The 13,544-nt window shown below is 47.5% G+C and carries 15 protein-coding genes; 9 read left to right on the forward strand and 6 right to left on the reverse strand.

Annotated elements, in window-relative coordinates:
* Nucleotides 1–49: 49 nt before the first annotated feature.
* Entirely contained in the window at nt 50–1,327 is a 1,278-nt protein-coding gene (locus tag EQP46_RS17750; RefSeq protein WP_129494921.1) for an LssY C-terminal domain-containing protein, read from the forward strand.
* Nucleotides 1,328–1,429: 102 nt separating this feature from the next.
* Here EQP46_RS17750 and EQP46_RS17755 read toward each other — a convergent pair whose 3' ends face one another.
* Together EQP46_RS17755 and EQP46_RS17760 are read right to left on the reverse strand one after the other, a co-directional pair.
* Nucleotides 1,430–2,773 carry an ATP-binding protein gene (locus EQP46_RS17755; protein WP_129494922.1) on the reverse strand — a complete coding sequence of 448 codons (1,344 nt, stop codon included), beginning with the start codon at nt 2,771–2,773 and terminating at the stop codon, nt 1,430–1,432.
* Nucleotides 2,763–3,422, reverse strand: coding sequence for a response regulator transcription factor (locus EQP46_RS17760; protein ID WP_129494923.1), 660 nt, complete (start codon nt 3,420–3,422; stop codon nt 2,763–2,765). The genes EQP46_RS17755 and EQP46_RS17760 overlap by 11 nt, the downstream gene beginning before the upstream one ends.
* Before the next feature lie 294 nt (nt 3,423–3,716).
* Here EQP46_RS17760 and EQP46_RS17765 point away from each other — a divergent pair, with 294 nt between their 5' ends.
* Entirely contained in the window at nt 3,717–4,184 is a 468-nt protein-coding gene (locus EQP46_RS17765; RefSeq protein WP_129494924.1) for an Sbal_3080 family lipoprotein, read from the forward strand.
* 58 nt (nt 4,185–4,242) lie between these two features.
* On the opposite strand, the gene EQP46_RS17770 is transcribed toward EQP46_RS17765, so the two are convergent.
* The 3 genes from EQP46_RS17770 to EQP46_RS24560 all read right to left on the reverse strand — a co-directional run bounded on the left by EQP46_RS17770 (nt 4,243) and on the right by EQP46_RS24560 (nt 6,769).
* Complete coding sequence (locus tag EQP46_RS17770; protein ID WP_129494925.1) at nt 4,243–4,710, reverse strand: DUF2846 domain-containing protein; 468 nt, start codon at nt 4,708–4,710, stop codon at nt 4,243–4,245.
* Nucleotides 4,711–4,952: 242 nt separating this feature from the next.
* Nucleotides 4,953–6,353, reverse strand: coding sequence for a tryptophanase (locus tag EQP46_RS17775; RefSeq protein WP_129494926.1), 1,401 nt, complete (start codon nt 6,351–6,353; stop codon nt 4,953–4,955).
* Nucleotides 6,354–6,646: 293 nt separating this feature from the next.
* Nucleotides 6,647–6,769 carry a hypothetical protein gene (locus EQP46_RS24560; RefSeq protein WP_276320906.1) on the reverse strand — a complete coding sequence of 41 codons (123 nt, stop codon included), beginning with the start codon at nt 6,767–6,769 and terminating at the stop codon, nt 6,647–6,649.
* 179 nt (nt 6,770–6,948) lie between these two features.
* On the opposite strand from EQP46_RS24560, the gene EQP46_RS17780 reads away from it, so the two are divergent.
* Nucleotides 6,949–8,007, forward strand: coding sequence for a hypothetical protein (locus tag EQP46_RS17780; protein WP_129494927.1), 1,059 nt, complete (start codon nt 6,949–6,951; stop codon nt 8,005–8,007).
* A gap of 62 nt (nt 8,008–8,069) precedes the next feature.
* Complete coding sequence (locus EQP46_RS17785) at nt 8,070–9,029, forward strand: GTPase (RefSeq protein WP_129494928.1); 960 nt, start codon at nt 8,070–8,072, stop codon at nt 9,027–9,029.
* Nucleotides 9,030–9,248: 219 nt separating this feature from the next.
* Here EQP46_RS17785 and EQP46_RS17790 read toward each other — a convergent pair whose 3' ends face one another.
* On the reverse strand, nt 9,249–10,274 hold the full coding sequence (locus tag EQP46_RS17790; protein ID WP_129494929.1) for an ion channel: 1,026 nt from the start codon (nt 10,272–10,274) through the stop codon (nt 9,249–9,251).
* Between the two features lie 257 nt (nt 10,275–10,531).
* Between EQP46_RS17790 and EQP46_RS17795 the strand changes: the two genes are divergently transcribed.
* The 5 genes from EQP46_RS17795 to EQP46_RS17815 all read left to right on the forward strand — a co-directional run bounded on the left by EQP46_RS17795 (nt 10,532) and on the right by EQP46_RS17815 (nt 13,335).
* Nucleotides 10,532–10,900, forward strand: coding sequence for a YkvA family protein (locus tag EQP46_RS17795; RefSeq protein WP_129494930.1), 369 nt, complete (start codon nt 10,532–10,534; stop codon nt 10,898–10,900).
* Between the two features lie 189 nt (nt 10,901–11,089).
* A complete protein-coding gene (rlmF, locus tag EQP46_RS17800; protein WP_129494931.1) occupies nt 11,090–12,124 on the forward strand; it encodes a 23S rRNA (adenine(1618)-N(6))-methyltransferase RlmF in 1,035 nt (344 codons plus the stop codon).
* 367 nt (nt 12,125–12,491) lie between these two features.
* Nucleotides 12,492–12,707, forward strand: a complete 216-nt coding sequence (locus tag EQP46_RS17805) for a DUF4177 domain-containing protein (protein ID WP_017010393.1) — start codon at nt 12,492–12,494, stop codon at nt 12,705–12,707.
* A 26-nt stretch (nt 12,708–12,733) separates the two neighbouring features.
* Nucleotides 12,734–12,934 (forward strand): membrane protein insertion efficiency factor YidD, encoded by a 201-nt coding sequence (yidD, locus tag EQP46_RS17810; RefSeq protein WP_240671763.1) that lies wholly within the window; start codon nt 12,734–12,736, stop codon nt 12,932–12,934.
* A complete protein-coding gene (locus EQP46_RS17815; RefSeq protein WP_129494933.1) occupies nt 12,934–13,335 on the forward strand; it encodes a hypothetical protein in 402 nt (133 codons plus the stop codon). Before yidD ends, EQP46_RS17815 begins: the two co-directional genes overlap by 1 nt.
* Nucleotides 13,336–13,544 lie beyond the last annotated feature (209 nt).

Consider the following 13,544-nt stretch of genomic DNA (forward strand, 5'->3'; position numbering starts at 1 on the left):
TTTGTTAGCGAAACACACACAAACATAAACACGGTAATTCGAGGCAATCATGTTTGAGTCTTTCGGTCTGTTTCTGGGGGCATTTTTCGATGCGCTGATTGGACCTAACCTGTTTGTGCCAGCAGAGCCGTTTCTGCTGGCCGCAGGATACCAGCTTTACGATGGCATCTTATCGGGTGTGTTCATGGTGTTGCTTGGCGGCTTTCTTGGAGACCAAATAAGCTATTTCGCGGGCAGGAAGTTTGGTAAGCCAGCACAACAAAAACTGATGCACTGGCAACCGAAAACGCGCCGTGCATTCGCGCGTTGCCGTCACCTTATGGCAACCAAAGGCACGGCTGCGCTGATGTTCTCTCGCTTGCTCGGCCCTGTTGCGTGGGTTGTTCCGTTTATGGCGGGCTCACAAAAAATCTCTTGGGCACGATTTACGATCTTCTCAAGCATTGGCTTATTACTGGGTGCTGGGCAGTTTATCTTCTGGGGTTTTTTACTCGCCGCGGGTGTCGAGCAATACCCGTATATTGAAGCATTCATCACGATGTTGGCCGAACACAAATACAGTCTGATTGCCGTGGCAGCAACGCTCGTTCTGGCTTGGGTAGGGTATGTGTATCGCTGGAAAAAATGGCTGCCTAAGGTGAGTGTGTTTTTCCTCGCCGCTATGCTGACGGTGAATTACAGCCACTATTTTTGGTTCGCAGATAACTTTGTTGATGCGACTCCAACATCCAGTGTTACGCCTTTGTCGTTGAACTACAAAGCATACCCAGGGAAATCACCGATCTTTGATGCACAAGGCATTAACGTGTTGTTTGTTGGTGAAACACCAAGAACCATGATGACGTCATTAGGATGGATAGAGAATCAGACCTTTTCTCGCAACGACATTGATTGGAATGACTATGTGGATTTGCTGAAAGGGCAAACACCGCCTGTGTCTGATCTGTTCTGGAATGGTCGTCCTCAAGACATGGCATTCCAACTGCCGGGTGATTTGCTAAAGCGAGCGCATATTCGTTGGTGGCAAGCTGGAATCGATGAAAGGTTGAATCAACCGATGTGGGTGGGCGCAATCAGTTATGACGATGGACTAACGCTCACCATGTATTCGGGGATCATTACCGTATTACATAGCATTGACCCTAACATAGATGCAGAGCGAGACAAGCTCGCGTCCTTGATTAACACCGAGCTACCGGACATGACGACAGATTACTACCAAGCCATGTCTGCATTAGCAGTTGATGAAGACCATGATTATTACAGCGATGGACGTGTGCTGGTGGTGAACGATCCTCAACTCGTGCTCACGCATCAAGCCAATTGATTTTTCAGGCGTTAACGGGGTGACACTCAGAACGATAAAACGTTGAGTGTCACCCCGCATAGCGTGAGTAGGCGTGAAGATAGTAACGGTATAGAGAGAAAACTAGCGTGCTCGCTTCACGGTTAACACCACTTTCAATCCGCCCATGCGCCCGTTACACAGGTCGAGTTTACCGCGATAACTGTGGGCGATTTCCTTCACAATGTTTAACCCCAACCCTGTGCCAGGAACGGATTCATCCAAGCGCACACTGCGCTCGAGCACATGCGCCATTTCTTCTGTAGGAATGCCGTCGCCATCGTCTTCAATACACAACTGGACGGTGTCTTTTTCTGCATCAACCGCGTATACACGCACGAGCGATTTGGCCCATTTGTAGCCATTTTCCAGCAGGTTTCCGAGTATTTCGTCAAGATCCGCCGGGTCTACCGCTACATCCAATGCATCGTCGAGCTCGTTAACCACGATGATTTCCCGCGAAGCATACACTTTATCAAATGCCATGGTGATGGCCTCGACCCGCTCACTGGGGTTTGATTTCACCGCCAAAATGTTCATTGATCCCGCAACCCGAGCGCGCCCCAAGTGATAATCAATTTGGGTTTGGATTTGCGCCACAGACGGCAACAGCTTTTTCTGTGTTTCTTCGTCGAGGGACAAGATGTCATTTTTCAGCACTGATAAGGGCGTTTTCAGCGCATGGGATAAATTCCCCGCGTGGTGTCGCGCCCGTGAAAGCAGTTCATGATAATGAAAAAGCAAGGCGTTCAAATCCGACACTAAAGGCGACACTTCCTGCGGATAATTGGTGCTCAGCGCATCCTGTTTTCCTTCTTTGAGCGCAACCAATTCTCGTTGCATGTCGTTTAAAGGCAACAGCGACCACGCGACTTGTAAGCCGATAAGGACCAACACGCCAATAAACAGCATCGACAAAATAACCCATAACTTACTGGTAAGGCTTTTAAGCACATCTTCGGTTGGATCTTCATCAATGCCGATCATAACCTGAACGGGATGTTGGCTGCCGTCAGGTAGCCATGAATCCGAAATCGTAATCAGGGTTTCTTTGCGCGCGCCATGTATTTCTTTGAGGGGGCCTTTCACGTCCTCATAGAAATCTTTGCCCGCGAGAGAAGGGGAGCGAAGCTGTTGGCTGCCTGCACTGATAGACCAATACAAACCGCTAAAACGTTGTTGGAATCTTGGATCTGAAAGCGGTTGGGAGAGGCTTAGCGTGTGATCTTCAGCAACCTGTAAGTTGGTCGAAATCTCGGTCATCGAAAGCTGTAAGCGCTCTTTGGTGGCATCAACAAGATAGTCGTTCACCAACACAGGAATGCCCACGCCAGCGATGGACACCATCACGGTTAACCAAATGACAGTGGCTAATAATAAGCGACTTTTTAAGCTCAGTTTTCCAATGTAACTGACTCTACTGCGCATTAAATTGATACCCCAAGCCGCGAACTGTCTTGATGATGTCGGGCGATATTTTCTTTCTTATGCGGCCGATGAACACTTCAACCGTGTTCGAATCACGCTCAAAATCCTGCTTGTAGATGTGTTCGGTGAGCTCGGTTTTGGAGATCATTTTTTCGGGGTTGTGCATGAAATGCGCGATAACTTTGTATTCCAATGCCGTCAGGCTAACGGCTTCGCCATGCCAAAGAACGGTAGAGGTACGGGTATCTAAACTTAGATTGCCCAGTTGCAACGTCGGGGAGGCGCTGCCTGAAGCGCGTCTAAGGTGTGCTCGCAAACGTGCGGTGAGTTCGAGCATTTCGAAAGGCTTGGTGAGGTAATCATCTGCGCCAGCGTTTAGCCCTTCAACGCGTTGTGACAAGGTATCGCGCGCACTGAGAATAATCACGGGCGTGTTGATGTTCTCGTCACGAATGCTTTTAAGCACGGTTAAACCGTCTATTTTGGGCAAGCCGAGATCGAGCACGATGGCATCCCACGGCTCAGACGTTGCGCGATAGAGGGCATCAATGCCGTCTTGAGAAAGCTCAGGCATCCAATCATTTTTTTCTAGCGTTTCGAGTATTTGTTCACCCAAACGTGGCTCGTCTTCTACCACTAAAATTTTCATTCTTTCACTCTCACGAATTCCTGTTTTCTATCCTGCCTGAACACGGGAGTAAAGTACGTCCCATTGCTGAAAAGCGACTTAAATCAATACGTACTGGATATTGCTCATAACAAAAGTATGGTCGAGAGAATGTGAAAAGAAGGTCGAAAGTCGAAGAAAAATCCAACGATCTGAGTGGTATATAACACTGATTTCTCCACGAACAACTTTTGATGCACCTGCTTCTTTGAACATACGACCATAATTCAATGCGCGTTAAACATCGGAATGTGTTGAGACCAACAAGGACGAACAATGAAGAAATGGTTAGTTATCTTATTCGCATGTTTTGTTTTGGCGGGCTGTTCAGCGCCTAAATTCACCGTAATGCCTATTGCGACGGACATACCGCAAGACAAGGTGACGATTGTGGAACACAAGCGCACACGCGCCGTTTTTCTCGATAACATGCTGGATTGGTGCAGAGATTCAGGAAAAGACTGCAAGGTTGTGCGTCAAGCAATTGGCCAAGATGATGCGCCTTTAACCTTGAATTACATCTCTCGCTGGAGCTGGGATTTACGGACTTATATCGCAGACGCAAAAATCACAGCTTTCAAGCAGAACGAAAAAGTGGGAGAGGTGACCTTTGTTGCGCCTTATAGCGCGAACCTTGATAAGTTTGGCAATGACAACAAGCGCATTCAAACCATGATGGCGTTGCTCTTTGGCGAAATGACGGAAAAAGAAGCACACCGCAAAATTTCCGACGGTGAAATGTAGTGAGATTAAACGCAGAAAAAAGCCCGCGAAGGCGGGCTTTATAATAGAAATTAGGAGGTTACTTCGCTGCGCAAAAACCTTTAACTGCCATGTTCAGCTTTAATACTTCAGCCTTTCCGGTTTCTTCATCCGCTAACTCTACGCCAGCACCACCGACAAATGCCCCCATTTTTATATATTGCTCAACGAAGTACAGTTTCCCTTGTTCTGTATCGATCAGAAGATCATTAGGAGAGAATTCTGATTCCGTGGAAATTTTCGTTCCTTGGCCTGCAAGTACCTCGTGGTAGAAGAACACGCCCGGCGCAGTCTCACCAACACATTCGTCATTGATAAAGACATCTTTTTTCAGTGCGCCGCCGACTGGAGAATCGATGCGATAAACATAAATACCCGCATTATCAGAAGAGGCGGGCGCTCTGAATTCTTTTGCTGCGTTGGTATCAGCATCAGACACCATGGGGACTGATGCACAGCCAGAAAGACCAAGTGTTGCTATCAAAGCCAAACCGAGTAATTTTTTCATTGTTATTCCTTTAACGAAAAGAGTTGGACGTAGTAACGGCATTGAGTGTCTGTGGAACGCGATACCCCACTCTTGCCTTTAACCATTGCATCACAAACAACAAACAAGTTAACAGGGTGTAGCAACGAGTATTGGAGGTGGGTTTTTATGAGGTTTAAAAAATGCGACCTAATCCTTATAAGTATCTCATTAAAAAGTCCTCTTCCTCTTTGTGAGAGGAAGAGGAAACATAGCGATAACGATTATTCGTGTTCTTTAAACTTCGCCGTGAAATGCCTCAATACTGCTGGCTCATAGGTGAAGGTCAATCCTTTCAGCGATGACGCTTTGTCTTTCAACGCAATCAGGGCGTCGGCGATGTAATCCATGTGGTCGTTGGTGTACACCCGTCGTGGAATGGTGAGTCGCATTAATTCCATCGGTGAGTTTTTTTGTTCACCTGTGGCGGGGTCTCTACCCAGCAGTAAAGAACCAATCTCGACGGCGCGAATGCCCGCTTCCACATAAAGCGCATTCGCAAGCACATGGCCGGGGAATTGATCGCCAGGAAGGTGGGGAAGCATTTTCCCGGCATCGACAAACACCGCGTGTCCGCCCGTAGGGTACTGAATGGGAATGCCGCCTTCTCGCAAACGCTCGCCCAAGTACTCCACCTGACGGATACGGTAGTTGAGGTAGTCTTCATCTGCGCCCTCATACAGACCGCGGGCGAGGGCTTCCATGTCTCTGCCTGCCATGCCGCCATAGGTGACGAACCCTTCCATCGGCACACAGCGAGTTTGTACCGCTTGGAACAACTCCTCGTGATCACGCACACAGCATAAGCCGCCGATGTTCACGAGAGGGTCTTTCTTTGCGGACATGGTGAGCATGTCGCCGTACGAATACATTTCGCGAATGATCTCGGTGATCGTGGCGTTTTCATAGCCCGCTTCACGCTGTTTGATGAACCATGCGTTCTCGCAATAGCGCGCGGAATCAATCACCACGGGGATGTCGGCTTCCTTGGCTATCTCATATACCGCGCGCATGTTTGCCATGGATACCGGCTGACCACCTGAACTGTTACACGTCACTGTCGTGATGATCGCCGCGATGTTTTCTGCTCCATAGTGCGTAATGTTTTCGCGCAGTTTGTCGAGGTCGAAGTTGCCTTTCCAATCGTCATACGTGTTGGTGTCGAAGGCTTTCTCGGTTAACACGTTAACGGGAATGCCGCCGTTCAGTTCAACGTGACCTGCCGTGGTGTCAAAGTGGTAATTCGAGATGAACACCGGATCGGTGCCGCCGCGTACTTGGCGCATGCGCTCGATTAAGCAGGGAAACAAAATCTGCTCAGCACCGCGACCTTGGTGTGTTGGTACAGTGAGCTTGTAACCAAAGAAATGCTCAACCGCATCGCAGAGGTGGTAATAGTTTCGGCTACCGGCGTAAGACTCATCCCCCATCATCATGCCCGCCCATTGATTGTCGCTCATGGCACCTGTACCTGAATCGGTCAGCAAATCAATGTAGACATCTTCGCTGCGCAGCAAGAAAGGGTTCAATCCCGCCTCTCGCAGCGCGTTTGCACGGTATTCCGGCGTGGTCATTTTGATGGGTTCAACCATCTTGATGCGGAAAGGTTCTGGTAATCGTTTCATGGTTTTGATCCTATTTTTCGCGCAATGCCACGTCCTTGGCTGCTCCTCGTTTCGTGTAGAGCAGATCTGAGCGCGTGTGGCATTGGGCGTGTCGATCACAAGAGAAGGCTTTTACGGCGACTCGTTTGTTTCAACAGAAAACGAAAAGATCGCGAAAGAAAGCGCTGAATGCCCTGTGAACGAGAAAATTAAAAATGTGAAGGTGACGCGAAGGCGTCAAACAGGATCAAACGCGAGGGAAATCGTAGGCGAGTTGGATGTCATTGTTGTACCAGTGTGACAGCAAAGCGCTGTCAGAATGATCGCTGCACAGGTTGCAGTAATACATCAGCACTATCCTCCTTGTCGTTGGTAAACATGTACTTAGGTACACAAATTTGCGCAGGCACATTGGTTTTAACCCATGTGGTCTGCATAAATTACGGCTCCATACCATTTAACCTAGTTGAATTTTCTTTTTTATGAAACAGGGAGTGTTAAAACGAAAGTATGAGTTTCTCTCTGGTTTCAATTCCGAGACACGTTGCTACGTGCTTTCGTGCATATATTGATCGTGGGTTCAGTTGTGATTCTAGCCAAGAGGAGAACCTGCCTTATGTTACCAGACCAATTTGAGATGAAGGTGGATAATCAAGTGTTTAAAACGATGTGCGTAGTCGATGCATCAAATGCTTCATGGAAAAGCCAGAAACAACCTCTTTCATTCTTTGAAGATGTTCGCACGCGAATTTCTAGCAACGCACACATGGATGATGCGTTCAAATCTTCGTTGACTGATCGCCTTACCGCTTTATCTCAATCTTCGTTAAATATACTCGTCGTTGGGTCGAAAGGCGTGGGGAAAACGTCTACGTTAACGCAGCTATTTGGTCAACACGATTGGGATCATGAGGCGATTCAGTCGTCATCTCAGCTTGTTCGTCATGAATTGAATCAATTGACCTGCTGGGAAGGTTTACTGCCGAGTGAGAGTGATAAGCCAGAGCAAACGGATTGTGAAATCAGTGCACTCCTTTCTGAAACCACGGCAAAAGGGTTGCCGTTGGTCGATTTAGTCCTGGTGGTATTGGACGCAAGCAGCGCCAATATTGATAACGCCTATTTGGATATTCAAAGAACCTTAATCGCTAAGTTGGGCGAACATGCCGAGCAGCGTTTGGTTGTGCTGATGAATAAAGCGGATAAGGTCGCGCAAACTATCCGCGGTGAGGACGTTGAAGAGATGATGCCGCTCGATGCGGAAGTGTGGCTAGACTGCACGTCAGCGGCGATTCGGTTTCACCTGCATGAGAACGCGGGCATCCACATTACGCCTGTACCTTATAGCGCAGTGGCGGTGCAAAAAGGCGAAGCGGTACGTTCTTATAACCTGATTAAATTGATGACGCGATTGATGGTCGCGCTTCCGCAAGAAAAACGCTTGATGCTGTTGAATCAGCCGTTGTCACAAGGTGATGAAACATGGCGTTACCACGATGAAAGAAAGATTTACATGCAATCAATCGAAAACCTGTGTTTCGACGCGTTGCATAAAGGGGCGCGAGATGGCGATCGTTTTGGTGGCCAACTCGGTGCATTTTTAGGTCGACATGGTCGCGCGCTTGGTGACATTGTGAGTGATGGATTGAGAAAACAATTCGGCACGAGTGTGTAACTGATCCTGAATGAAGGCGAGCAGACCGTTGCTCGCACTTCCTAGCCATAGAGGATAATCCTATGGAAAATAACAGCGCTTTTTCACGCCAACTTTCTCGCTATATCAGCCAATCTCCCATTCTTGATGAGTGGAAGAAATCGAGCCTTCAACTACGCCTTCATCAACTCAATGACCAACCGTTAAACATCCTGTTTGCTGGACCATCGGGTGTGGGCAAAAGTGCCACCATCAAAGCGCTTTTTGCGACCGAAGAGTTTGAAACATCAGGGACGGAGGATGAAGATGCGATCGTGCGTTTCTCATCTGGTGAGTTAGTGCTTTGGGATTTCCCCGGTTACCGAACAGAAGACACCCAGTCGGCCATGCAACTTGCGGCGACGTTGAGTGAATACGATGAAGCGGGAAAACCTCTCATTGATTTAGTGGTCGTGGTGTTGGATGCCGCGCAGCAAAACCTGAATGATGGGTATCAGTTGATCAATAAAGTGATTGCCCCCGCGCTTGGCGAATCGGCAGAACAGCGCATGCTGGTGATGCTGAATAAAGTGGATTCTGCACACCACAGCTTTGAGTGGGCTTACGTGGATGAATCTCGTTCGCATGAGGTCGAAATTTGGCCAGAGAGCACAGCGTCGTTGCTGCGCCATTGCTTGTTGCGAGATGCAGAGCTTGAGATCACGCCAGTCTCTTATGCGGCAGAATTCTCACGCAAAGGCGATACCATGCGCCCTTATAACTTGCTCAAAGTGATGAATGAGGTTGTGGGGCGACTGCCTGACGAGAAACGTTTAACGCTGTTTAATGTGCCGCTGAACCAGCGTGCCTTGAATTGGTGTGACAGCGATAATCGACGTAATTACCTCGCCCAGCTTGAAAACAATTTGTTTGATCTGGTGTATCAAGATGCAAAAGACGGTGCGCGATTTGGCGGTTTACTTGGCGCGCATAAAGGCAAGCAAGGTCGTGAACTTGGATATTTGCTCAGACGGCAGCTTCATGCGTCATTGAAGATTGGCTAATTCTATTCGTGATGAGATAGAAGCGAGATACGAGATACGAGATACGAGACACGAGAAAAGAGATACGAGAAAAGAGATACGAGAAAAGAGAAAAGAGATACAAGAAAAGAGAATAAAGCTAAGTGACGCGATAGATCGTATCTGTGTACTCAAGGGTAAAAGAAAACAAAAGGGGCTGTTTAGCCCCTTTTTCATTCGTGTTTGGTCAGTGCGTGAACGCTAGTCCCATTTGAAATCGTCAATACGTTCATCGGCGATATAGAACAACAAATCATTCGGCTTGATGTCTGAATCAAGCGCCGGATTTAGCATCACTTCGCTGTCGCGACGTAACCCGATCAAGGTGGCGTCATAGTCCGTTTTCATGCGAAGGAACAGTGCATTTACCGTCGTGTGCTGTGCATTGGCAGGGTACTCAACCGCGTATTGCGTCATGCCTTTGCGCGTGTTCAAAAGCTCATGGTGAAGCTCTGAAGAACCCGGATCGACGGCCGCTTTCGCCATCATTTCTACCGACACAGAAGGCACACATTCGGCATTTGGGCAGTGAGATTTCAGCAAATTACTCAACACTTCATCTTGGAAGTAAGCAAGAATGTGCACATCAGGGTTCTTGCTGGCGCAAAAGAGTGCCGCAGAGAACGTAATGTCATCTTCTGGGTTATCGATGATGATGCAATCGGCATCTTTCACACCCGCGCGCGCCATGCTGGCTTCGTCTGTAAAACTTGTGGTGCGCACAAACTCTATTTCTTTTGGCAGCGGGTTTTCCATTTCAGGGCGCACACAAAGTACGATAGGGCGGCCGTCTTTTTCTTCATGAAGCAACATGTCAATGAGATGCAGCGTACGATGCTCATTCCAACCCAAAATCAAAATGTGTCCTGACACGTCAACACTCCTTTTACCTAATAAACCGCGACGCCAATAATTGATTGCAACCCCTGCTAATCGACCCACTGCGATAGCAAAAATACCGAGACCAATAGGGATCACAAACAGTGCGACCACCCATTTTCCCGCTACCGTGGTAGGGGACATATCGCCATACCCGACCGTTGAGGCGGTGACGAACAAATAATAAATAAAATCCACGAAAGGTGTGGTGAGTGCTTTTTCGCCCGCAAGCGTCAGCATTACCCAACTCAGTACCGCATAGGCGAGTACCGCCATGGCAACATGTTTGCCACTCAATCGCTGAAACTGCGAGGTTATCCACCTGCGCACCATGTACCACTTTAACATTGACGCACTCCACTTCCTTTTGCGGAGACGGTAGTTCGATTTCTCTTGTCGTGAGGGATATAGCTCCACTTCGATGTCTCGATGCCTGTCACGAAAGCTCCGTTTTGCGATGGTTGAATGGGACAACTATACCAGTTGCGGACTCGGCCAATTTTCTCAAAGTTGCTGAATGTGAATAAGTTCTCATCCTCTTTCATGGCGAATTATAGCATTTGCCAGTACAGTCATTGACAGCACGAGGCATGGAGGTAAAGCGCATGAGTGACAATAAATACCTAGACGAATATTCTGACGCGGGCTTCTGGAGCAAGGTGAAAGGCTTTGCACAAAAGGCTGGGTACGACGTGCTTGAAAAGGCGTTGAAGCTTTATTATTCAGCGACGGATGACGACACGCCAAAGTGGGCGAAAACTACCATCTTTGCTTCTTTGGGTTATTTCATCACGCCGATTGATGCGATCCCTGATCTCACGCCTGTCGTTGGGTTTTCTGATGATTTAGGCGTGCTGGTCGCCGCCGCTGCCGCCGTAGTGATGCATGTGAAATCTGAGCACACTGACAAGGCTAATGAAAAGCTGGTTCAGTGGTTTAATAAAGACAGCGATGTCGAAAAAACAGATGAATGATCATGTTTAAGGAGAGTCACCATGTCTCACGTTACGGGGGTATCCCTTAGCGATGCCTTTTCCAAGACCCTAGATGCGTGTTGGAGGAAATAGTCCGTCCTTGCGTGATTTATCGCTGTCACGCGGCTGCGTGAATGCGTAGAATGCCAGCCCTGCGTTTCCCAGACCAAGCTGCAACTGGATTTCAACATGGTAAAGCCAAGTAAAAATAGCCCTCAACAGAAGAAAGGTTTGCACCCACGTAACCCGCATCGTGCCCGTTATGATTTTCCTGCCCTAATGAAAAGCACCCCTGCGTTGGTGCCGTTTGTGAAGAAAAATCCATTCGGTGACTTGTCTGTTGATTTCTCCAACCCAGATGCAGTGAAAACGCTGAACAAAGCATTGCTGCATCATTTTTATCAGGTTGAGTTTTGGGACATTCCAAAAGGCTACTTGTGCCCACCGATCCCAGGGCGCGCGGATTACCTGCACTACCTTGCGGATCTGCTTGCAGACACTGCCGATGGTGAAATCCCTCGCGGCAAAAAGGTGAAAGGGCTGGATATCGGCATGGGCGCAAACTGCGTTTACCCTATGGTGGGACACCGTGTGTACGGCTGGCAATTTGTTGGCGCAGACATCGATCCGGTTTCGGTGAAAAGTGCGACCTTGCTGGTGGGGGCAAACCCATCCTTGAAAGGCGGTATTCAGTGCCGTTTACAAAAAGACGCGGACAACATTTTTGCTGGCATGATCAACGCCAATGAGCGTTTCGACTTCACCATGTGTAATCCGCCATTCCATGCCTCAATGGAAGACGCGACGAAAGGATCTGAGCGCAAAGTGCGCAACCTTGCTGCAAATGCGAAGAAAAAAGGGTCCGACAAATTCAACGTTCAATCGTTCGGAAAAAAAGCGGGTAACGCGCCACATCAGAAAGCCAAACCTGAACTGAATTTTGGCGGTCAAAACGCAGAGTTGTGGTGTCCAGGCGGAGAAGCGGCGTTTATCAAACGAATGATCGAACAAAGCGCCACGTTCAAAACACAGTGCTTATGGTTCACCACCATGGTATCGAAAAAAGAAAACCTGCCCGCGATTAACCAAGCGTTAAAAGCCGTCAAAGCGAAGGACATTCACACAATTGAAATGGCACAGGGCCAGAAAATCACCCGCGTGGTTGCCTGGACCTTCTTGAATAAAGAAGCCCGTGATGAATGGTGTGGTGCGTGGAAAGGGTAAATACAGAATCTTAACGCAATAAAAATGCAGGCATGTCCTGCATTTTTATTGCCTGACATTTAAAGAATGAATGTATTTCAATTTTATTATTTGTGCTGAATGAAAAAAGTCGATGATGCACTGGATCATGCATCTCTAATGCGCAGAGAGATTATGGTTTATTTCAGGTTCATCACCAATGGCTAATTTATATCATTGTTACGTATAAAGATTGTAAACGGAATATGGGTGATTTAGTATGCTGTCAACCTTTATTTAGGGCTGTATTTATTCACTTGATGAAATAGAGTTTTCAGTATTTATGTCAATGAATGCATAAGATCTCTGTATCAATAAGTTGGCTTATATTATAAAAAATGGATGAGAAATGACAAAATTCACGGAATTTAAAGTTGTGCATATTGTTGAAGGTGGTTGCGGAACACTTTTATTGGGTGCGAGTGGTCTACCAATTCAAAAAATGGAAGCAGATCTTAATAAATATGCTCAGGATGGATGGCAGGTTGTTTTCCAGATCGTTGAGCAAAAAAGATTTATGCTATTTTGGAAGCGAGAAGCTGTGATCGTGACCTTAGGTCGCTAACATTGTTAAAGTTTATCTCTTTAACATTGATCCATCGCTACCAAGCGAGCGGTGGATCAAAAAAGCTGCTCAACATTGAATGCAACTTCGTCCCTACCTGCTCTGAATACACGAAGCAGTGCATCATGAAATATGGCGCGGTGAAAGGGTGGAGACTTGGCCTGTCGAGAATCAAGCGCTGCAACAAACCTGACCTAGTAGAAAAAATCCATGATGAGGTGCCGTAGTGAAGCTTTTAGAGCCTTTGGCTGAGTTAGAACAGCGTGAAGAAATGCTGCGACAGCGCGTTAATGCGTTATCAGTAGAAAAGAAAAAAACGTTCTACGCGGCTCAAGGGGAGAACCTTAAAGACCCTGATACCTATGCCTCGTTGAACTGGCTCTTTATCGGCGGTTTTCACCACATCTACCTAGGAAAATACACAATATTCTTTATCGAATTCTCGATTCTTGTTTTCAGCATCATCGGGCTGTTTGCGGGTGTGCATGCCGTTGTTTATTTGCTAATCGCATTGGTGTTGTATGAATTGCCACAGCTGTTTTTCTCTCAAAAAATCGCAAGGCAGCACAATTACGACATGTCAGTGAAATTATTCAATGAACTATGTCCAAATCAAAGGCTGAAATAGTATTGTGGCTGGGCGAAGCCCCCTGAGCTTAACGCCTTTATGAATTCAAAAAACGGCCGCTATCGGCCGTTTTTTCGTGGTATTTAAAGCTAAGGTTTTGGGTGTCAGCCTGCGCCAAGACAGAAAAAGAAGCGGGCGTTGTTCTAGAGTGAGTAGATACATTAGCAAGATTACAACGTAAACTGCAGCCAACTGTTCAAGTATAAAGC

Origin of the sequence: Enterovibrio baiacu, assembly GCF_004120195.1 — a bacterium.
Classification (GTDB): Bacteria; Pseudomonadota; Gammaproteobacteria; order Enterobacterales; family Vibrionaceae; genus Enterovibrio; species Enterovibrio baiacui.

Bases quoted from the DNA above. Each gene is read 5' to 3' on its own strand.
- EQP46_RS17760 (WP_129494923.1), bottom strand. From the start codon at position 3,422: ATGAAAATTTTAGTGGTAGAAGACGAGCCACGTTTGGGTGAACAAATA.
- EQP46_RS17805 (WP_017010393.1), top strand. From the start codon at position 12,492: ATGACAAAATTCACGGAATTTAAAGTTGTGCATATTGTTGAAGGTGGT.
- EQP46_RS17780 (WP_129494927.1), top strand. From the start codon at position 6,949: ATGTTACCAGACCAATTTGAGATGAAGGTGGATAATCAAGTGTTTAAA.
- EQP46_RS17785 (WP_129494928.1), top strand. From the start codon at position 8,070: ATGGAAAATAACAGCGCTTTTTCACGCCAACTTTCTCGCTATATCAGC.
- EQP46_RS17750 (WP_129494921.1), top strand. From the start codon at position 50: ATGTTTGAGTCTTTCGGTCTGTTTCTGGGGGCATTTTTCGATGCGCTG.
- rlmF (WP_129494931.1), top strand. From the start codon at position 11,090: ATGGTAAAGCCAAGTAAAAATAGCCCTCAACAGAAGAAAGGTTTGCAC.
- EQP46_RS17795 (WP_129494930.1), top strand. From the start codon at position 10,532: ATGAGTGACAATAAATACCTAGACGAATATTCTGACGCGGGCTTCTGG.
- EQP46_RS17790 (WP_129494929.1), bottom strand. From the start codon at position 10,274: ATGTTAAAGTGGTACATGGTGCGCAGGTGGATAACCTCGCAGTTTCAG.
- EQP46_RS17775 (WP_129494926.1), bottom strand. From the start codon at position 6,353: ATGAAACGATTACCAGAACCTTTCCGCATCAAGATGGTTGAACCCATC.
- EQP46_RS17770 (WP_129494925.1), bottom strand. From the start codon at position 4,710: ATGAAAAAATTACTCGGTTTGGCTTTGATAGCAACACTTGGTCTTTCT.
- EQP46_RS17765 (WP_129494924.1), top strand. From the start codon at position 3,717: ATGAAGAAATGGTTAGTTATCTTATTCGCATGTTTTGTTTTGGCGGGC.
- EQP46_RS24560 (WP_276320906.1), bottom strand. From the start codon at position 6,769: ATGCAGACCACATGGGTTAAAACCAATGTGCCTGCGCAAATTTGTGTA.
- EQP46_RS17755 (WP_129494922.1), bottom strand. From the start codon at position 2,773: ATGCGCAGTAGAGTCAGTTACATTGGAAAACTGAGCTTAAAAAGTCGC.